The sequence below is a fragment of the Nocardioides sp. R-C-SC26 genome (assembly GCF_021246465.1).
Lineage (GTDB): Bacteria > Actinomycetota > Actinomycetes > Propionibacteriales > Nocardioidaceae > Nocardioides.
The window spans coordinates 117,319-136,825 of the sequence record NZ_JAHRHK010000007.1 but is presented as its reverse complement, the minus strand read 5'-3'; the positions used below and the strand labels follow the sequence as shown (position 1 = coordinate 136,825).

Here is a 19,507-nt window from a genome sequence, read left to right as displayed (position 1 = left end):
GCAGCGGTGACCACGCTCGCACCCACGGCCCGGCTCGGAACGCAGCCCCTGCTCGAGGTACGCAAGCTGCTGGAGCGAGCATTCGACGAGTTCGGGGAGGAGGACTGGGACCACACGCTCGGCGGCCTGCACGCCCTCGTCCGGCTCGACGGCGTTCTGGTCGCGCACGGCGCGGTGGTCATGCGCCGAGTCCTCGTCGATGGCCGCACGCTGCGGTGCGGCTACGTCGAGTCCGTCGCTGTGTGTCCGACCCGGCAGCGACGGGGGCTCGGCGGCCGCGTGATGGAGGCGTTGGAGAGCCTGGCCGAGGGGTACGACCTTCTCGCCCTGAGTGCCTCGGACGCGGGCGCCGCGCTGTACCGGCAGCGTGGCTGGCGGCTGTGGCGCGGTCCGTCGTCCTCGATGACGCCTCAGGGCCTGGTCGCCACCCCGGAGGACGACGGTGGCATCTACGTGCTCGCCGGCCGGCCGCACCAGCGGAGCCGGCTGGACCTCGACGCCCCGATCGCCTGCGACTGGCGCGAGGGCGATGTCTGGTGAGTGCCTCGACCGGCGCGGGCTGACGCTCGTCCGCTCGATCGGACCCGTTCGAGTCAGCCGCGCAGGTTCCAGGTTGCGCGGAACTCCTCGGCGCTCATCGTCGCCATCTGGTCGCGTACCTGGGTGAGCATGGAGCCCGCCTCCTCGGTCCCGTCGACCGGGATGCGTCCGACCTCCGCGCCGGAGCGGTGGCGCACCACGAGATCACCCGCGGCGCTGAGCTCCAGTCCGCCGCCGACCAGGGCAGTGGCGAGATCGGCCGCACCGGCGAGCACCCGCTTGACCGGTCCACGCTCACGCGGCTCCAACTCGACGGCATAGACCTCCGCAGCACTGCTCATGCTGTCGAGACTAGAGATCGCACGGTGAGGGGCTGACGAGGTGGGCGTCGTCCCCTGAGCCGGTTCACGCGTCGTCGATCGGTTGCTGGAAGGACCAGAGGTGACCCTCGAGGTCACGCACGCTGTACTCCCGCAGGCCGTAGGGCTGGTCGACCGGGGCGCCGAGCACCTCCACGCCTGACACGGCGCGCACGCGGTCGTGGTGTTGGTCCACGTCGTCCACATGCACGGCGAGGCACGCCGTCGCGAACCCACCGGTCGAGCGAGGCGACGCGAGCCCGTAGTCGCCGGACTCGGGATGCAGCCAGATCGCGCCGTCGCCGGCGAAGACCTCACCATGGACGACGACACCCTCGTGCACGGTGAGTTCGCCGGCGGCGAACCCGAAGACCTCCACGAGCCAGGCGTGCGCGGCCGCCAGATCTCGATAGACCAGCAGTGTGATCCGGCGCGTCGGACGCAGCGATTCGTCGCCCAGGCCCGCCAGCAGGTCGAGCAGGGCGGTGGGCGAGACGTTCTCGCCCATCTGCAGGCGCTCGTCGACGGCGCGCGCCCGCTCGCGTCGGCGGGCCAGCGCGGCGAGGCGATCGTCGAGGTCCGCGAGGTGACGACGGGCGAGTGCGGCCAGGCCGTCGGCGTCGACGTCGATCTCGACGAGCGGCGTGCCGAGATCGCGGTGAAGCCGGATCCGCGAGAGCCGGTCGAGGGTGTCGGCGTCGTAGCGACGTCGTCCGGCCGCGTCTCGCGCGGGGGAGAGGAGGCCGAGCTCCTCGTAGTAGCGCAGAGTGCGTTCGGTGAGCCCGGTGCGGAGGGCGACGTCGCCGATGGTGAAGTCCATGCGCGCGACGCTAGGACCTCACGCCACGTCAGGCGCAAGTGCGCGTCAGACGAACCACGACAGCGCAGAGGCGCGGAAGACCGCGCCGTCGAGCGCCCCGGCACCGGCCGGGATCACGGCGAGGATCGGCAGGCCGCTCACCGACGGCAGGTCCTCCAGGTTGCACTGCTCGGCGAGTCCGGGGTGCTCGGGCCAGGACCCGACGACGAGGCCGGACGCCGTGAGCCCACGGGCGATCAGCGCCTCGGCGGTGAGCTGGGTGTGGTTGAGCGTGCCCAGGCCGGCAGCGCACACGAGCACGACCTCGACGTCCAGGTGGCCGCCGAGCGCGACCGCCAGATCCGCGAGCGTCTGCCCACCGGAGTCGATGCGCACGAGCAGTCCGCCGGCACCCTCGACCAGGACGACGTCGTAGCGCGCGGACAGGTCGGTGATCCGCTCGGCGATCTCGCCGACGCTCGGGAGCGTGACGCCGACCCGACGAGCCGCGGTGTCGGGCGCGAGCGGGTCGGGCAGGCGCGCGAACTCGATCGTGTCGACGCCGGCGAGCGCCGCGACGACGTCGGCGTCGCCGGGCTCGCCGTCGACGACCCCGGTCTGGACGGGCTTCACCACGCACACCCGGGCGCCGCTCGCGGCCTCGTTCACTGCCAGGGCCGCGGTGGCGATGGTCTTGCCGACCTCGGTCGAGGTGCCGGTGACCACCACGACACGGCGCGCGCCCGTCGTCGCCGAGGTCATCGCGCGTGTTCCTTGACCACGGCGACGAGCACCTCGACGGCGCGGGACCACTCGGCGTCCGGCACCCCGGCGCTGGTGGTCACGCGCAGACGCGAGATGCCGTCGGGCACCGAGGGCGGCCGGAAGCAGCCCACCCGCACGCCAGCGGCGCGGGCGGCGGCCTGAGCGGCGACGGCGGCCCGCGTCGAGGGCATCGGCACCGACAGCACAGCGCCCTGGCTCGGCTCGACACCCAGCGCCGACGCGAGGTCCTGCATGCGGCTGTGGACCAGCGCGGCGAGCTGCGGACGCTCCTGCATGACCTGCAGCGCCCGAAGGGCCGCGCCCGCGGCGGGCGGCGCGAGCCCGGTGTCGAAGATGAACGGCCGCGAACGGTTCACCAGGTGCTCGATGATCGCCGGGCTGCCGAGGACGGCGCCTCCCTGTGATCCCAGAGCCTTGGAGAGCGTCGCGGTCACGACGACATGCGCGCGGCCGGCGAGGCCGGATCGCGCCACCAGCCCCGGCCCGTGGACGCCGAGCCCGTGCGCCTCGTCGACGACGAGCAGCGCGCCGTGCGCCTCGCACACCGAGGCGAGCTCGGAGAGCGGTGCTGCGTCGCCGAGCACCGAGTAGATCGACTCGGCGAGCACGAGCGCCCGCCGGCCGTCCTCCAGTCCGGCCTGGCGCAAGGCCTGGTCGACCGCGCTGACCGCGCTGTGCGGCACGATCTCGAGGTCGGCGCGGGACAGCCGGACTGCGTCGACGAGCGAGGCGTGCACGTGCGCGTCGGAGACGACGACGGTGTCGCGGTCGGCGAGCGCGGTCACCAGCCCCAGATTGGCGTGGTACCCGGTGGAGAAGGCGAGCGCGGCAGGCTGGCCGCAGTAGTCGGCCAGCGCGCACTCCAGGTGAGTGTGGAGCTCCAGTGAGCCGCTCACCAGGCGTGACGCCGTGGCACCGGCTCCCCAGGTGGTCGCAGCCTGGGCCGCGGCCGCGACGACGTCGGGGTCGGTCGCGAGGCCGAGGTAGTCATTGCCGGCCAGGTCGATGGCCGGCTCGGCGACTCCGCGCGGTGTCAGGAATCGGGTCAGCCCGGCCTCGTCGCGGTGGGCGGCCTGCTCCGCGAGCCAGCTGCTCCACAGCGTCATGCGAGCATCCCTGCCGTCGGCACGGCCGCGGTGACGCCGGCCGTCACGGCTTCGCCGATGCGAGCGACATCGGCGTCGGTGCAGGCGTAGGGCGGCATCGTGTAGACGAGGTCGCGGAAGGGCCGAAGCCAGACGCCGTGCTCCGCGGCGGCGTCGGTGACGGTGACGACGTCGACGGGCTCGTCGAGCTGCACCACGCCGACCGCACCCAGCACGCGGACCTCGGTCACGCCCGGCAGGTCGGCGCACGGCGCGAGCCCGGAGCGGAGGCCGGCCTCGATCCTGGCGGCCTGGGCGCGCCAGTCGCGGGCCTGGAGCAGGTCGAGACTGGCCAGCGCGACCGAGCACGCCAACGCGTTGCCCATGAAGGTGGGGCCGTGCATGAGCACGCCGGACTCCGAGGCCGCGACGCCGCGCGCGACCTCGTCGGTGCAGAGCACCGCGGCCAACGTGAGGTACCCCCCGGTCAGGGCCTTGCCGACGCACATCAGGTCGGGGCGCACGCCTGCATGGTCGGCGCCCCACAGCTCGCCCGTCCGGCCGAAGCCGGTCGCGATCTCGTCGAGCACCAGGAGCAGGCCGTGCTCGTCGGCGACCTCGCGCATCACCTGCAGACAGGCCGGGTCGTAGACCCACATGCCGCCGGCGCCCTGGAGCACGGGCTCCACGATGATCGCGGCCACCTCGTCACGATGATCGTCGGCCAGCGACCGGAACTCCGTCGCCCAACCCTCGACGTCGCCCCCGGGCGCGGGGGGCCGCGGCGCGAAGACCTGCGGTGCGAGGACGTCGGTGAACATCGAGTGCATGCCGCCGACGGGGTCGCACACGCTCATCGCACCGAAGGTGTCGCCGTGGTATCCGCCGCGCACGGTCAGGAGCCTGGTGCGTTCGGGCCGGCCGCGTCCGCGCTGGTACTGCAGTGCGATCTTGAGCGCCACCTCGACGCTCACCGAGCCGGAGTCGGCCAGGAACACGCGGTCGAGGCCCGCCGGGGCCAGGTCGACCAGGCGCTGGGCGAGTCGGATCGCGGGGGCGTGGGTGAGGCCGCCGAACATCACGTGGGCGAAGTCGACCTCGCGCAGGGCGGCGTCCAGCTCGGGGACGCCGTAGCCGTGGATGGCGGCCCACCAGGAGGACATCGCGTCGATCAGCTCGCTGCCGTCGTCCAGGCTCAACCGGACGCCGCGGGCGCCGGTGACCATCCGCACCGGCGACGGCGCGCTGAGAGAGGTGTAGGGATGCCAGACGTGCTCGCGGTCGAACGCGAGCAGCGGAGTGTCGGCGCGATCCGCGGCGCTGCCCACCGCGGTCAGGCGTTGGGGGCGAGCTCGGTGCCGGCGCCGCGACGGCGCTTGGCGGGGTCGACCGAGCCGACGGGACGTGCGGCGCCCCGGGCAGCCTGCGCGGTCTCCTCGGGGGAGCCGAGAACCACGAACCCGTTGTCGCGGATCATCTCCAGGTCGGCCTCGGCGGCCTGCCCCTCGGAGGTGAGGTAGTCGCCCAGGAAGATCGAGTTGGCGACCTGCAGTGCGAGCGCCTGGAGCGAGCGCAGGTGCATCTCGCGGCCGCCGGCGATGCGGATCTCCTTGTCGGGACACACGATGCGTGCCATCGCGAGGATCTTCACGCAGCGGGTCGGCGCGAGCTCCCAGGTGTTCTCGTACGGGGTGCCGTCGAAGGGCATCAGGAAGTTCACCGGGATCGAGTCCGAGCCCATGTCGCGGAGCGCGAACAGCGCCTCGACCAGTTGCTCGTCGGTCTCGCCCAGGCCGGCGATCAGGCCGCTGCACGCGGAGAGGCCGGCCGCCTGCGCCTTGCCGACGGTGTCGACGCGGTCGGCGTAGGTGTGGGTCTGCACGATGTTGTCGTGGTGGCTCTCGGCGGTGTTGATGTTGTGGTTGTAGGCGTCCACACCGGCGTCGCGGAGCTTCTCGGCCTGGCCCTCCTTGAGCAGCCCGAGGCAGGCGCAGACCTCGACCTGGGGGTGCTCGGCCTTGATCGAGCCGACCATGTCGGCGACGCGCTCGACGTCCTTGTTGGTCGGACCGCGTCCGCTCGAGACCATGCAGACGCGGGTGGCGCCGCCCTTGAGCCCCGCGGCGGCCTGCTCGAGGGCCTCCTCGGTGTTGAGCCACTTGTATTTGAGGATGTCGGCGGTCGAGCCCAGCGACTGGCTGCAGTAGTTGCAGTTCTCCGGGCACAGCCCCGACTTCAGGTTGACCAGGTAGTTCACCTTGACGGTGTTGCCGAAGTACTCCCGGCGCAGGCGGGACGCCGCTGCGACGACGTCGAGCAGCTCGTCGTCGTGGGCGCGCAGCACGGCCAGCGCGTCGTCCTCGGTGGCGGGCTTGCCGTCGAGGATCGAGGTGGCCAACTGGTCGAACGACGAAGTCATGGCTCCAGTATGCCGCCGCCCGCGCGGGGCGGCGTCCGCGGTCCGGAGGCCGGGAGCCGACGTCACGACGCCACGTCCGAGATCGGGTTGCGCAGGGTGCCCGCGTAGATCAACGACTCCGCCTGGTCGGTCAGGTCGACCATCTGCAGCGTGTTGCGCAGCTGGAGACGGTTGAGGCAGGAGTGGTCGAACTCGGGTCGGAACAAGTCGTAGCGCGACGCGGCCTCCGCGAGCTCGGGGTGATCCTCGGCGTGGCGACGGATGCAGTGGGCGACCTCGGCCCAGAACTCGGCCTCGGGCAGGACGCCGTCCACGTGCAGGATCGCCGCGAGGTGGCGCAGGACGCCGTCGAAGACGTCGGTGTGCAGCGCCAACGCCTTGACGTCGTCGGTGGTCTTGAGTCGGATGCGCTCGACGTCGATCGGCAGGGGTTGGTCGCCCATCACCGCGACCTCCTCGCCGATGTCCTTCATGAAGGCCCGCACCGGTGTGTGGTCGCGCAGCACCAGCACGAGGTTCTCCCCGTGCGGCATGAATGCCAGGTCGTGGGCCAGCAGGCAGTGCACGATCGGTCGTAGGTAGGCGTTGAGGTAGGAGGCCAGCCACGATCGCGGTGTCCGTCCCGATGCCTGGATCAGCGCACTGGCGAGCGAGCGTCCGGCGGCGTCGCGGTGCAGCAGGGCGGCCATCGTGCTGAGCCGCTCGCCGTCGCCGATGCGGCCGATCGGGCTCTCGCGCCACAGCGCGGCCAGCATCTTCTGGTACGGCGACCTGACGCCGTGCGTGTCGGCGAGGCGGTGATGAGCGTCGCCGGTGTATCCGACGGCGGCGACCTCGCGCAGGACGCCGAAGCCGCAGCCCAGGAGGGTCGGGTCGCTCGCCACCACGCCGGCGACGTAGTCGTTGATCGCGGGAGTCGGCCCCATGTAGGCGGGGGAGAGGCCGCGGAGGAACCCCATGTTCTGGATCGCCAGGGCCGTCTTCACGTAGTGCCGGTCGGGTCTGCTGGTGTTGAAGAACGTGCGGATCGACTGCTGTGCCCGCATGGCGTCGGGAGCCTCGCCGAGAAGCACCAGGTCGCGTCGGGCGACGTCGGGGGCGAAGGTGATGGTCACCTTGTTCTGCCACTGCCACGGATGCAGGGGCAGGTAGAGATAGTCCGCCGGGTCGAGGTCGAGGTCACGCAGGCGGGAGGCGAACGCACCACGCGTGGCGGCGTCGAGCTCGCCGGCGTAGAGGTCGGGCTCGGTGAGGTCGTGGGCGAGGGACAGACGCGTCGCCGACCGGTGCGCGGCGACCCAGATCAGCCTGACGGGCGAGCCCGTCTCCGGGGCATAGGCCAGGTAGTCGTCGAGGCCGTAGCCGACCCGGCCGTTGTTCGCGACGAAACTCGGATGCCCTTCGGTCATCGCGGCCTCGATCGCCTGGTAGTCGGCGCCGACGAGCTGGTCCGACGTCGTGGCGTGGTGCTGCAGCTTCCACGCCGACGACGCGAGCGTGGCGGCGAGCTCCTCGAGATAGACCGGCAGCAACGGGTCCGGGATGCCGAGGTCGGCGGCGAACTCGACGACGAAGTCCTGCACGTCGAGCGCCGCGTCGGCGCCGTTGCGCAGTCGCCGCAGACTCGACGCGTCGACGGCCCAGTGGTCGAGCGCGAGGCGCTCGGCCGAGAACTCATACGACGTGGTGCCGTCCGGGGTCGGCAGGGTGAACCCGCCGTGGTGGTCGCGCTGCTCCGGCGCGAGCAGACGCTCGTGCGCGAACTCCGCGATCGCCTTCGCCACCAGGTGTCGTTGCGCCCGGGCCAGGGTCTCGGGATTGAGGTGGGCGGCGGCCCCGGCCAGGTCGGTCGCCTCGTGCCGGGTGGTCATCACGGCACCACCAGCCGTGCCGCGTACGCCTCCCGGGTGCAGAACGAGAGTGCGGCGCGCTTGCCGGGGAGATCGATCTCGCGCGCCACGACGAACCCCGCCTCCGCGTTGATGGTCGCGATCTTGGCGTTCTCGACGTCCGGCTCCACGACCACGCGGCGCACCGCGGGGTCTGCGAAACAGCGGGCGAGCACGGCCGCGAAGATCCGTCGCGTCAGGCCGTGCTCGGGCGGAGTGCCGTCCCGGGGTGGAGCGACGAGCAGGTGCATGCCGACGTCGCCCTCGGCGATCTCGGGCAACCCGGCCAACCCCACGTGGGGCGCGCGGTCCGGGTCGTAGGTCTCGGCGAGGAAGGTCGGGCGTCCGCCAACGCGGCCGAGCCAGGCGTCGTGGTGCGGGTGCTCCACGACGTCGGCGTAGTCGCGCAGCACGTCGTCGAGCGACGCCTCCTGCATCATCCAGAACACCGAGCGGGGATGGGTGACCCACTCGTGGAGGAGGACGACGTCGCGGGCGAGCACGAGTGGTTCGAGGGTGATGTCGCCGGGCATCGCGGACGGCACCGTCATCGGTCCGCCCTCCTCAGGTGCTCGGGTACCCCGAAGCTCTGCACGGCGACGCGCTTCTCGATCGGGTAGGGCTCGCGGCCGGTGATCGCGGCGAGGATCACCGAGTTGCGGTAGGCACCCATGCCGAGATCCGGGGCGACGAAGCCGTGGGTGTGCTCCTCGCCGTTCTGCACGAAGATCCCCGCGCCCGTCACGTCGACGGCGTAGGACGACGTCGCATCGAAGCGGCCGCGGTCGTCGAGCCGCAGGCGATCGCGGATCGGGTCGAGGAACGTCGGAACCTGGGAGGAGTAACCGGTCGCGAGCACGAGGCCGTCGGTGGTGAGACCGAAGTCCTCGTGGGTCTCGCGGTGGTGCAGGTCGAGCTCGATACCGGCGCCGACGACGCCGCGCGCGCCGACCACCTCACTGTTGGTGATCAGTGTGCTGCGGGGGCCGTGCCCGGCGACCCGCAGTTGGTAGTGGAGGTCGAAGATCGCGTCGACCAGGTCGCCGCTGATCCCCTTGTAGAGGGACCGCTGCTCACGCAGCAGTGCCTCGCGGGTGGCCTCGGGCAGGTCGTGGAAGTAGGCGGTGTACTCCGGGGAGGTCAGTTCGAGCGTGAGCTTGGTGTACTCCATCGGGAAGAACCGAGGGCTGCGCGTGAGCCACGTCAGCCGATAGTCGTGGTCGGGACTCTCCGAGAGCAGGTCGTAGTAGATCTCCGCGGCGCTCTGCCCGCTGCCCACGATCACGATCTGGTCGCGCTTCTGGAGTGCTGCCTTGCGGGCGAGGTAGTCCGCGGAATGGAGGACGTCGGCATCGTGGCTCAGCCCAACCAGGTCGCGCAGAGGAGCGGGGATGCGCGGTCGGGTGCCGACGCCCAGCACCAGACGGCGGCCGCGGAAGATCTCGCCGGTCTCGGCGCGCACGAGATAGCAGCGGGCCCTCTCGTCGTAGGCGACGGCGTGCACGGGCCGCCCGAACCGCACCGAACCGACGTTCTCCGCGGCCCAGCGGCAGTACTCGTCGTACTCGCGCCGCAGCGGATAGAACGACTCCCGGATGTAGAACGGGTAGAGCGCCCCGGTCTGCTTGAGATAGTTCAGGAACGACCAGGGCGACGTCGGGTCGGCCATCGTCACCAGGTCGGCCATGAAGGGCACCTGCAGGGTCGCGTCGTCCAGCATCATCCCGGGGTGCCAGGACAGCTCGGGCCGGGCCTCGAGGAAGACGCAGTCGAGGTCGGCGATCGGTGCGGCGAGGCAGGCGAGGCCGAGGTTGAACGGCCCCACGCCGATGCCGACGACGTCGTGGATCGGCCCGTCGGCCGGCCCGTCGGTCGGCACGACGCGGCGTTGCGTCGTCATCACGCGACCGCCTCGGTGCCGAGCTCGCGGCCCAGCTCGACGACGAGATCGACGATCCGCTCGATGTCGGCCGGCGTGGCTGCTGGATTCAGCAACGTCAGCTTCAGCCACCGCCGTCCGTCGACCCGCGTCGCCGCGACCATCGCGAGCCCGCGTTCGTAGAGCGCGGCGCGGATGCGCGGCACCAGATCGTCGGCGGCGTCCTCGCTCATCGCGGGCGGCCGGAACCGGAACACGACCGTGCTCAGCTGCGGCACGGCGGCGAGCTCGACGTCACTGCGGGCGGCGATCGTGGACCCGGTCGCGTTGGCCAGGTCGACGATGGTGTCCACGTAGGTGCCGATCTGCTCGGGCCCCATGATGCGCAGCGTCAACCAGAGCTTGAGGGCGTCGAAGCGCCGCGTGGTCTGCAGGCTCTTGTCGACCTGGTTGGGAGAGTCGGTGTCGAAGGCGTCGCGCGGGTTCAGGTAGTCCGCATGCCAGGTGACGTGCCCCAGGTCCCGGCCGTCGGCGACGACGAGCGCGCTGGCACTGACCGGTTGGAACCAGGTCTTGTGGAAGTCGATGGTCACCGAGCGTGCGTGCTCGATCCCGCTCAACCGGTCGCGTCGCGTGGAGGAGGCGAGCAGACCGCCGCCGTAGGCCGCGTCGACGTGCATCCAAGTGTCATAGGCCCGGGCGAGCACAGCGATGTCGGCGAGCGGGTCGATCGCGCCGAAGTCGGTCGTGCCGGCGGTCGCCACGATGGCCATCGGCACCTCGCCACGCTCGGCCGAGGTGGCCAGGGCACGGGCCAGCGCGACGGCGTCCAGCCGTCGGTGCTCGTCGACCGGGACGGCGACGACCGCCTCCTCGCCGAGCCCGAGGAGGCGCGCGGACTTCTGCACGCTGAAGTGCGCGTCGGTGGAGGCGAAGATCCGCAGCGCGGCCGACGGCGTGCCCGGCCATGCGAGGTGGGTGTGATCTCGGGCCAGGAGGAGCGCCTGCAGGTTGGACTGCGTGCCGCCGCTGGTGAAGACGCCGTCCGCGCCTGTCCCGAAGCCGATGCGTCCCGCCGTCCACTCGATCAGGTGGCGCTCGATGTAGGTGCCGCCGACGCTCTGGTCGAAGGTGTCCAGGCTCGAGTTCACGCCGCTCACGAAGAGCTCGGCGAGGAGTGCAGGGATCACCACCGGGCAGTTGAGGTGGGCTGCGTAGGCCGGTTCGTGGAACCAGACGGCGTCGTCGAGGTAGAGGGCGCGCATCTCGGCGAGCGCGGCGGGGATGTCGCCCAGCGGGTTGTCCAGATCGACGTCGGCGATCGGCTTCGATGCCTGCTCCGGGGCACGTCCGGTCGCCGGGCGCCCGACCGTCCGGGCGAGGGCCGCGCTCAGCTCGCTGACCCCCAGATGCATCGCCTGCGCGTATCGGCCGGACTGCGAGGAGTGGAACAGGTGGTCGAGCGGGGGAGTGGGGTTCACCGAGATTCCTCCAAAAGATAGGTAAGGCTTACCTACATCCAAGATCTACGCCGAAGGGGGTGATCGGCAAGTCCGATCGCCGAATGTGGCGCAGGCCGCACGGGCGATCGGCGATAGTCAATAAAGTCAGTCGAGTTACATCGACGAGGAGAGACGACATCCGATGATCGAGATCGCCGGCCTGACCAAGGCGTACGGCGCCGCCACCGTGCTCGAGGGGATCGACCTGCGCGTCGACGACGCGCGCATCGCCGCCGTCGTGGGGCCCAGCGGAGCCGGCAAGAGCACGCTGGCCCGCTGCATCAACCTGCTCGAGCGGCCCACGAGCGGCAGCATCCGGGTCGGCGGCCGCGATCTGGCCGGGCTCTCGGGTCGCGAGCTCCAGCGGGCTCGACGGCAGATCGGCACCGTCTTCCAGTCCGCGAACCTGCTGCGACGGCTGACCGCGGCCCAGAACATCGCCCTGCCGATGCGGAATGCCGGGGTCGGCGACGCAGAGATCCGTGCGCGGGTGGGTGAGCTGCTCGACCGCGTCGACATGCTGCATCGGGCGAACCACTACCCCGCCCAGCTCTCAGGTGGTCAGCGGCAGCGGATCGGCATCGCCCGCAGTCTCGCGCTGCAGCCCGCCGTCCTGCTCTCGGACGAGGCGACCTCGGGCCTGGACCCCGATGCCACCCGCGCCATCCTGGGTCTCCTCACCGAGTTGCGAGACGACCTCGGCGTCACCATCGTGGTGATCACGCACGAGATGGACGTCGTGCGGAGCATCGCCGACCACGTCGCGCACCTGGACCAGGGCCGCATCGTCGAGCAGGGTGCGGTCGCCGACGTCGTGCTGCGGTCGGACTCCGCGCTCTCGCGCGCCCTCCTGCCGCTGCCCTCCGCGGGGACCGTCGACGGCCTCCGGGTGTGGACGGTGCGCTACGACAGCCCGCACGTCTCGCCGCTGTGGCTCTCGCTGGCGTCGTCGGCGCTCGGCGTCGACATCGCGCTGCTCGCAGCCTCGGTCGAGGACGCGTCGTCGACCACGGTCGGCAGGCTCGCGATCGCGTTGCCGCCCCATCTCGACGACATCCGGGTCGCGGAGGTCTTCACCAACCTCGGCCTGCGCGCCGCGCCTGCCCCGGCGCCAGTCGTCGGGTTCGTCGGTGTGCCCGGGCGTCGTGCGGAGCCGGCGGCGTGACGGCGCTCCTGGCCACGCCGTGGCCCGACGTCCCGGATCTGATGCTGCCCGTCGTCGGTGAGACCGCTCGCATGGTCGGCGTCGTGATGGCGATCGTCGTCGCGTTGGGCGGCCCGCTCGGCCTGCTGATCCACAACACCTCGCCCCTGGGGCTGACGCCGCACCGTCTCGTGCACGTCTCGGTGAGCTGGGTGGCCAACCTGGGGCGCTCGCTCCCGTTCTTGGTGTTGATGGCCGCCGTGATCCCGGTGACCAAGCTGGTGTTCGGCACCACGATCGGCTTCAAGGCCGCCATCATCCCGATGTCCATCGCCGGCGTGGCCTTCTTCGCCCGGCTGACCGAGAACGCCGTCCGCGAGGTACCTCGCGAGCTGCTCGACGTCGGGTTGGCCGGAGGAGCGAGCACGCGCCAGATCGTCGTCGGCATCCAGTTGCGCGAGGCCCTGCCGGGCCTGCTCGCCGGGCTGACGCTCAACGTGATCGCGATGATCGAGTACTCCGCGATCGCCGGGGCGATCGGCTCGGGCGGCGTCGGCTACCTGGCCGTCAACTACGGCTACCGACGCTTCGACGACAACATCATGATCGCCTGCATCGTGCTGCTGGTCGTCCTCGTCCAGGCCATCCAGTTCACCGGCGATCGCGCCGTCCGCGCCGTCACGCACTGACGCACGCGGGTCTCCCACGTCCGCCCGCCCGGCGCGCATCGCGCCACCCCCTCGTCTCGGGACCAACCGGAAGGAACCCTCATGACCACCACCCAGCAGCCCCCCAGCTCGGCAGGATCCGACGATCGGCACGCGGACATCGCTCTCGGCGGCTCGGGCCGCTCGTGGTGGGTGCCCCTCGTGATCGGCCTCGCGCTGGTGCTCGCGGGCGTCGTCGTCTGGTGCGTGAGTGCCGGGGGCGGCTCGGAGAAGGCGGTGGAGGGAAGTCACTTCTCCGACACGTTCGAGATCGCCTTCCAGGCGAGCTCGGCCAGCGAGCAGGCGTTCTTGGAGTTCCTCGACACCGAGATCGCGCCCGAGCACGGCGTCGAGATCGAGCCCGTCGGCATCGAGGACGGCAACCAGCTCGACCAGGCCACCGCTGACGGCGAGTACATCGCGAACATCTACCAGCACAAGCACTGGCTCGAGCAGGTGATCGACTCCACCGGCATGAAGCTGACGGCGCTCGGGCCGGTCTTCCAGTGGTCGTACTCGATGTACTCCACGAAGTACGACTCCATCGACGCGCTGCCGAAGGGTGCGACGATCGCGCTCCTCAACGACCCGGCCAACACCGCCCAGGCACTGTGGATCCTCGAGCGTGCCGGGAAGCTGACCTTCAAGGACGGCGTCGACCCGTGGGCCGCCACGGAGAACGACATCGCCGACAACATCGGCGGCTACACGTTCGAGTACATGGAGTACGGAGCCGGTCCCCGCACGGTCGAGTCGGTGGACGCCGTCATCGACTACAACATGTCGTTCGTGGACGCCGGGACGCCCGAGGAGTACCGCATCTACTCGGCACCGGCGCCCCTCGAGTTCGCCGGCCAGCTCGTCATCGGCACCGACTACGTCGACGACCCGCAGATGGAGAAGCTGAAGGAGATCTTCTTCGACCCGCGCGTGCAGGAGTACCTGGAGACCAACGACGACCCGAACCTGCAGGGACAGCTGGCGCCGGTCTCGGCGAACTGACCCTGCTCACCCGCCCCGGCGGGCGGCCGCGCACCCGGTCGGCCGCCGGCTCGGCGCCACCGGGGGGCGAGCAGCGAGCGCCGTCGTCGCCGGTGGTCGAGGAGCGAGCGCAGCGAGTGTCTCGAAACCCCGTGAGTCGAACGAGGAACCAGGGGCGGTGCGGTCTCGTCGCCCTCACGATGCCGCGACGGGCAGGTCGAGTAGCGCCTCGCAGGACCGGATGAGGCGCCGGCGGAGCGGCTCCCCGCGCGCCGCGAACCCTCGCTGCGCCTCGACGTACTCGGCCTTGCCGTCGGCGGTCTCGATCGGCACCGGCGTCCATGGTTCGCCGGTCGGATCCAGCGTCCATCCCGTCATGTCGTAGGGCGCTGCGCGCATGTCGAGGATGCGGATGTCCCAGGCGAGCTCGAAGCAGTCGGCGACCAGGTCGGAGTCGATGAGCGGTGAGAGCCGGAACGCCATCTTGTAGAGGTCCATGCCCGCGTGGAGGCAGGCGGGCTGCTCGAACTCGGCGCGGTCGTCGCGGCCCGGATTGAGCGTGTTGAACGGGCGCGCGGACGGCGTGAAGAACCGGTAGGCGTCGAAGTGCGAGCAGGCGATCCGGTGCTGCTCGACCACCGCGTCGGTGCCGGCGGCGCCGAGCCGAAGCGGGACCGGGTGCCGGGTCTCGTCGGCGCGGTGCACCATCGCCCACTCGTGGAGGCCGAAGCAGCCGAAGTTGGCGGTGCGACCGGCGGTCGCCGTGAGCACCCGATGGAGCGACTCGATCAGCGGGCGCTGCTGCGCGACGTAGGCAGCGGCGACGGTTCCGCCCTGATACCCGCGCGAGTCGTCGTACTCCGGAGCGTCGATCAACCGGACGCCGAAACCGGGGTGCCACCGCAGCAGCTGTGCCGGCCGGAACGAGTAGTAGGTGAAGAGGAAGTCGTGCACCGGGTGCTTGATGCCCTCGTCGCGACGTCGAAGGTGCGGAGCCACATACGGCTCGAGCCGCGCGACGTGCAGGGCGGCGCGCCGCGTCCACACGTCACGTTCCACCTCGCCATGCACCTGCTCAGCGTAGGAGTCGCCGCCTGCGCGCCATGCCGGCGGCTCGAGTAGGACGCGCTAGGTGATAATTTCAGGTTATAGTAGGTGATAGGTAGACTTTATCGGAGTTGCTGTCTCACTGGAGGTACTCACCATGTGGCTCGTCGCCGCCTTCGCCCTCGCCGGCGGGCTCGCGCAGTTCGTCGACGGCACGCTGGGCATGGGCTTCGGCGTCACCTCGGCGACTGTCCTGCTCGCGCTCGGCGTCGCGCCGGCCACCGCGAGTGCCGCGACGCATGCCGCGAAGCTGCCGACGACGCTGATCTCAGGCCTGTCGCACTGGCGCGCCGGCAACGTCGACCCCAAGATCCTGGTGCGCGTCGCGCTCCCCGGCATGGTCGGCGGCTTCCTGGGCGCGGTGGTCCTCACCTCCATCAGCCTGGAGGCGGCCAAGGGCTCGATGGCCGGCCTGCTGATCTTCTTCGGCGTGGTGATCCTGGCGCGCTTCGGCTTCGGTGTGCGGATCATCCCGACGCCGAAGAACGGTCACACCGCCCGGTGGCTCTCGCCGATCGGCCTCCTCGGCGGCTTCGTGGACGCGACCGGCGGCGGCGGCTGGGGTCCCGTCGTGACGCCGAGCCTGATGACGGTCACCAAGCACGAGCCTCGCTACGTCGTCGGCACGACCAACGCCGCCGAGTTCGCCGTCGCCGTCTCTGTCTCCACCGGATTCGTGACCGGCGCAGCGCACCAGGACATCCCGTGGATGCCCGTGATCGGCCTGATGGTCGGCGGCGTGATCGTCGCTCCGATCGCCGCTCGACTCGCCGGACGGCTCCCGCACGCCCCCATGGGTGCGATGGTCGGAGGCCTGGTGATCCTGGTGAACGCGGTCGCCGTCATCGGCTCGATCACCGACCTGCCGGGCTGGCTCGACGCCGCACTCATCCTCCTCTGGCTGAGCCTCGTCGCGCAGATCGCGCGCCGAGCCTGGTCGCGAGAGCGCGCCGAGCGGGCTGCCGCGGTCGAACCGGCGGTTGCCGGCTGAGCCGACACCGGCTCCTCAGTCGGCATCCCACCGGCCATCCGCCTTCGCTCGATCGATCTCGGCCTGGCCGGCCGGCCGCATCCGGCCTGTCTCGATCAGTGTCGCGACCCGCGCCTTGTTCGTCGCCGACCACGGGCTGCGGCGACGTCGCGGAGTGAAGGACTGCTGCACGTAGTCGGCGTCCTCGGATCGCATCATCCCGTCGATCCACCCGTGGCACAGCGCCACCAGGAGCGCCTCCTCGTAGGTCAGCCCCGGGGCCGCAGACGACTTCTTGCGCTGCCGCAGTCGGACGCCGTTGGACGGGGGAGATGCAGCCAGGAACGCATCCCAGGAATCGGCATCGGCGAAGAACACCACCGGCTTGTCGTCGAAGGACGCCATGGGCCCAGCGTAGGCAGTTCTCGATAGGGTCGAGCAGTGCGCATCGCGAGATTCACCACCGGTGAAGAGCCCCAGTTCGGCGTGGTCACCGGCGATCTGGACGAGCACGGTCAACTGAGCGAGGATGCCGTGATCGTGGCACTCGCCGGTGATCCGTTGTACGTGGGCATGAAGGTGCTCGACACCGAGTACCGGCTCCCCGACGTGCGGCTCCTCGCACCGGTGCTGCCGCGCAGCAAGGTCGTCGGCATCGGGCGCAACTACGCCGCGCACGCCGCCGAGCTCGGACAGGACGTCCCGCCCGAGCCGCTGATGTTCCTCAAGCCGAACACCAGCGTGGTCGGCCCGAACGATCCGGTCTTCTACCCGCGCCAGACCCAGGATCTGCACTACGAGGGCGAGCTCGCCGTCGTCATCGGCCGGATCTGTCGCGACGTGCCGCCGGAGCAGGCGACCGACGTCATCTTCGGCTACACCGTGGCCAACGACGTCACCGCGCGCGACCTGCAGCGCGGCGACGTCCAGTTCACTCGGGCCAAGGGCTTCGACTCCTTCTGCCCGCTCGGGCCGTGGATCGAGACCGATCTGGATCCCCAGAACTTCATCGACGGCGTGCGGGTGCAGACCTTCCTCAACGGCGACGTCGTCCAGGACGGCAGCACGGCCGACATGATCTTCGACATCCCGACGCTGGTGGCGCACGTCTCCAGCGTGATGACGCTGCTGCCCGGCGACGTCATCCTCACCGGCACCCCCGAGGGTGTCGGTCCCATGCAGGTCGGTGACGAGATCGAGGTCTTCGTCGCCGGCATCGGTTCCCTCACGAACAGGATCGCGACTCGATGAGCACGCCTACCGCCCCCGGTCACGCCGGCTCTGACATCCGCGTGCGGATGGCGCCCAGCCCGACCGGTAGCCCGCACGTCGGCCTGGTGCGGACGGCGCTGTTCAACTGGGCGTTCGCGCGGCGTCACGGTGGCACGTTCGTCTTCCGCATCGAGGACACCGACGCCGCCCGCAACACCGAGGAGTCCTATCGCGGCATCCTCGAGCTCTTCCGCTGGCTCGGCCTGGACTGGGACGAGGGCGTCGAGGTCGGCGGACCCTACGGTCCCTACCGCCAGTCGGAGAGGGGCGAGCTGTATCGCGACGTCCTGGCCAAGCTCGCCGCGACGTCGTCGACGTATCCGTGCTTCTGCACCAACGAGGAGGTCGACGCGCGCCGCAAGGCCTCCGGCTCGAAGGTGATGGGCTACGACGGCTTCTGTCGCACGCTCGACGACGTGCAGCGCGCGGCCTTCGAGGCAGAGGGACGCACGAGCGTCGTCCGGTTCAAGATGCCCGAGGGCTCCATCACCTGGAACGATCTCGTGCGCGGCGACGTCACCTTCGAGACCCGGTTCGTGCCCGACTTCGCGCTCTGCCGCGCCAACGGTGACCCGCTCTACACCCTCACGGCGCCGGTGGACGACGCGACGATGCGCATCACCCACGTCCTGCGGGGTGAGGACCTGCTCTCCTCGACGCCGCGTCAGATCGCCCTCTTCGACGCCCTCCGCGAGATCGGTGTCGCCGAGACGACGCCCGCGTACGGCCACCTGCCGTACGTGATGGGCGAGGGCAACAAGAAGCTGTCCAAGCGCGACCCCGAAGCCGACGCGCTGGGCTATCGCGACCAGGGCTACCTGCCCGAGGGGCTGCTGAACTACCTGGCACTCCTCGGCTGGGCCATCGCTGCCGACCGCGACATCTTCAGCATGGAGGAGATGGTCGAGGCCTTCGACATCGCCGACGTGAATCAGAATCCGGCGCGCTTCGACCTGAAGAAGTGCGATGCCATCAACGCCTCGCACATGAGGCTCCTCTCGGTCGAGGAGATCACCCGCCGGGTGCTGCCCTTCCTCCAGCGAGCCGGAGTCGTGAGCGACCCGATCGCCGACGCGGACGCTCAGCTGCTGGAACTCGCCATGCCGTTGATCGCCGAACGGATCAACAAGCTCGGCGAGGCGCCCGCGATGCTCGACTTCCTGTTCGTCGACGAGGCCGACTTCACGCGGGACGAGGCCGACGTCGCCAAGCTGCTCGACGAGACCGGCCGCGACGTCGTCCGCGCCTCGCACGACGCGCTCGCCGGTCTCGACGAGTGGTCGACGGCCGCGATCCAGGACGCCTTGCAGCACGCACTGGTCACCGAGCGGGGCCTGAAGCCACGGGTTGCCTTCGGCCCGGTGCGCGTGGCGATCAGCGGACGCCGCGTCTCGCCGCCGCTCTTCGAGTCGATGGAGCTGCTGGGCCGCGAGCGCAGTCTCGCGAGGCTCGCCGGTGTCGACGCCTGAAGTGGGGTCCGCCGCCCTGAGCGACCCGGAGGGCACGCACGGCTGGGCCTATCACCGCATCCACCGCGCCACTCGACGCGGCGGGTGGTGGTCGCTGCTCGCCGCGGTGGTGGCGATCGGCGGCTTCCTGGCCGCCCAGGTGCTCGTCGTCCTGGGGTTCCTCGTCTACTTCGTGATCGTGGGCGAGGATCCCCTGGACGGTCTGGCGTCCTTGGTCGACCTCGATGACTTCCGACCACGCTCGTTGCTGTTCCAGCTCGTGGCGATCAGCGCTGCCATCCCGTTCGTGATGCTCGGCGCCCGGCTCGTGGCTGCTCAGAGCCCACGGTGGCTGATGTCGGTGCGCGGACGGGTGCGGTGGGCGTGGTTCGGCGTCTGCGTCGGCGTGTCGGTCCTCACGCTGTTCGCGACGATCTTCGTCTCGGCGTTCCTCCCGCTGCAGACGGCCGACGAGTTCGGCGGCGTCAACGACTTCACGCGCACCACGTTCGACTTCCTGCTGGTGCTGGTGATCTTCACGCCGTTCCAGGCCGCGGCCGAGGAGTACGTGTTCCGAGGACTGCTCACCCAGGCGTTCGGCGCGATGGCGCCGAACGCGG

At 70.7% G+C, this 19,507-nt stretch carries 19 protein-coding genes and 1 pseudogene; 8 read left to right on the top strand and 12 right to left on the bottom strand.

Annotation, left to right across the window (positions count from 1 at the left end; all coding sequences use genetic code 11):
* Positions 1–6: 6 nt before the first annotated feature.
* Positions 7–540, top strand: a complete 534-nt coding sequence (locus tag KSO97_RS08705) for a GNAT family N-acetyltransferase (RefSeq protein ID WP_232677965.1) — start codon at positions 7–9, stop codon at positions 538–540.
* A gap of 53 nt (positions 541–593) precedes the next feature.
* Here the strand turns inward: KSO97_RS08705 and KSO97_RS08700 are convergent, their stop codons facing one another.
* The 10 genes from KSO97_RS08700 to KSO97_RS08655 all read right to left on the bottom strand — a co-directional run bounded on the left by KSO97_RS08700 (position 594) and on the right by KSO97_RS08655 (position 11,237).
* Positions 594–881, bottom strand: a complete 288-nt coding sequence (locus KSO97_RS08700) for a hypothetical protein (RefSeq protein ID WP_232677962.1) — start codon at positions 879–881, stop codon at positions 594–596.
* Positions 882–945: 64 nt separating this feature from the next.
* Entirely contained in the window at positions 946–1,719 is a 774-nt protein-coding gene (locus KSO97_RS08695; protein WP_232677961.1) for a MerR family transcriptional regulator, read from the bottom strand.
* 45 nt (positions 1,720–1,764) lie between these two features.
* Complete coding sequence (gene bioD / locus KSO97_RS08690) at positions 1,765–2,460, bottom strand: dethiobiotin synthase (protein WP_232677959.1); 696 nt, start codon at positions 2,458–2,460, stop codon at positions 1,765–1,767.
* A complete protein-coding gene (locus tag KSO97_RS08685; protein WP_232677956.1) occupies positions 2,457–3,590 on the bottom strand; it encodes an 8-amino-7-oxononanoate synthase in 1,134 nt (377 codons plus the stop codon). Before KSO97_RS08685 ends, bioD begins: the two co-directional genes overlap by 4 nt.
* Complete coding sequence (locus KSO97_RS08680) at positions 3,587–4,897, bottom strand: adenosylmethionine--8-amino-7-oxononanoate transaminase (protein WP_232677955.1); 1,311 nt, start codon at positions 4,895–4,897, stop codon at positions 3,587–3,589. Before KSO97_RS08680 ends, KSO97_RS08685 begins: the two co-directional genes overlap by 4 nt.
* 5 nt (positions 4,898–4,902) lie before the next feature.
* Positions 4,903–5,988, bottom strand: coding sequence for a biotin synthase BioB (bioB, locus tag KSO97_RS08675; RefSeq protein WP_269782196.1), 1,086 nt, complete (start codon positions 5,986–5,988; stop codon positions 4,903–4,905).
* Between the two features lie 62 nt (positions 5,989–6,050).
* Positions 6,051–7,859, bottom strand: coding sequence for an IucA/IucC family siderophore biosynthesis protein (locus KSO97_RS08670; RefSeq protein WP_232677953.1), 1,809 nt, complete (start codon positions 7,857–7,859; stop codon positions 6,051–6,053).
* A complete protein-coding gene (locus KSO97_RS08665) occupies positions 7,859–8,428 on the bottom strand; it encodes a GNAT family N-acetyltransferase (protein ID WP_232677950.1) in 570 nt (189 codons plus the stop codon). Before KSO97_RS08665 ends, KSO97_RS08670 begins: the two co-directional genes overlap by 1 nt.
* A complete protein-coding gene (locus KSO97_RS08660) occupies positions 8,425–9,777 on the bottom strand; it encodes a lysine N(6)-hydroxylase/L-ornithine N(5)-oxygenase family protein (protein ID WP_232677948.1) in 1,353 nt (450 codons plus the stop codon). The genes KSO97_RS08665 and KSO97_RS08660 overlap by 4 nt, the downstream gene beginning before the upstream one ends.
* Positions 9,777–11,237 (bottom strand): aspartate aminotransferase family protein, encoded by a 1,461-nt coding sequence (locus KSO97_RS08655; RefSeq protein ID WP_232677945.1) that lies wholly within the window; start codon positions 11,235–11,237, stop codon positions 9,777–9,779. The genes KSO97_RS08660 and KSO97_RS08655 overlap by 1 nt, the downstream gene beginning before the upstream one ends.
* 163 nt (positions 11,238–11,400) lie before the next feature.
* Here KSO97_RS08655 and KSO97_RS08650 point away from each other — a divergent pair, with 163 nt between their 5' ends.
* From KSO97_RS08650 to KSO97_RS08640, 3 genes are all read left to right on the top strand, one after another.
* On the top strand, positions 11,401–12,423 hold the full coding sequence (locus tag KSO97_RS08650) for a methionine ABC transporter ATP-binding protein (protein WP_232677943.1): 1,023 nt from the start codon (positions 11,401–11,403) through the stop codon (positions 12,421–12,423).
* Positions 12,420–13,091: a methionine ABC transporter permease gene (locus KSO97_RS08645; protein WP_232677941.1), complete on the top strand. Its 672-nt coding sequence runs from the start codon at positions 12,420–12,422 to the stop codon at positions 13,089–13,091. Before KSO97_RS08650 ends, KSO97_RS08645 begins: the two co-directional genes overlap by 4 nt.
* 81 nt (positions 13,092–13,172) lie before the next feature.
* On the top strand, positions 13,173–14,111 hold the full coding sequence (locus KSO97_RS08640; protein ID WP_232677938.1) for a MetQ/NlpA family ABC transporter substrate-binding protein: 939 nt from the start codon (positions 13,173–13,175) through the stop codon (positions 14,109–14,111).
* Positions 14,112–14,285: 174 nt separating this feature from the next.
* Here the strand turns inward: KSO97_RS08640 and KSO97_RS08635 are convergent, their stop codons facing one another.
* Positions 14,286–15,161 (bottom strand): 3-methyladenine DNA glycosylase, encoded by an 876-nt coding sequence (locus KSO97_RS08635; RefSeq protein WP_232677934.1) that lies wholly within the window; start codon positions 15,159–15,161, stop codon positions 14,286–14,288.
* Between the two features lie 133 nt (positions 15,162–15,294).
* Here KSO97_RS08635 and KSO97_RS08630 point away from each other — a divergent pair, with 133 nt between their 5' ends.
* Positions 15,295–16,188, top strand: coding sequence for a sulfite exporter TauE/SafE family protein (locus tag KSO97_RS08630; RefSeq protein ID WP_232677933.1), 894 nt, complete (start codon positions 15,295–15,297; stop codon positions 16,186–16,188).
* 15 nt (positions 16,189–16,203) lie between these two features.
* On the opposite strand, the gene KSO97_RS08625 is transcribed toward KSO97_RS08630, so the two are convergent.
* Entirely contained in the window at positions 16,204–16,572 is a 369-nt protein-coding gene (locus KSO97_RS08625) for a YdeI family protein (RefSeq protein ID WP_232677927.1), read from the bottom strand.
* Positions 16,573–16,608: 36 nt separating this feature from the next.
* Between KSO97_RS08625 and KSO97_RS08620 the strand changes: the two genes are divergently transcribed.
* The 3 genes and pseudogenes from KSO97_RS08620 to KSO97_RS08610 form a co-directional block, all read left to right on the top strand.
* Complete coding sequence (locus KSO97_RS08620) at positions 16,609–17,418, top strand: fumarylacetoacetate hydrolase family protein (RefSeq protein WP_232677924.1); 810 nt, start codon at positions 16,609–16,611, stop codon at positions 17,416–17,418.
* The gene (gene gltX / locus KSO97_RS08615; RefSeq protein ID WP_232677921.1) at positions 17,415–18,908 is read left to right on the top strand and encodes a glutamate--tRNA ligase; all 1,494 of its coding nucleotides are present in this window, start codon (positions 17,415–17,417) and stop codon (positions 18,906–18,908) included. The genes KSO97_RS08620 and gltX overlap by 4 nt, the downstream gene beginning before the upstream one ends.
* A pseudogene (locus KSO97_RS08610) lies at positions 18,895–19,507 on the top strand (CPBP family intramembrane glutamate endopeptidase); the annotation flags it as partial. The gene gltX and the pseudogene KSO97_RS08610, both read left to right, overlap by 14 nt.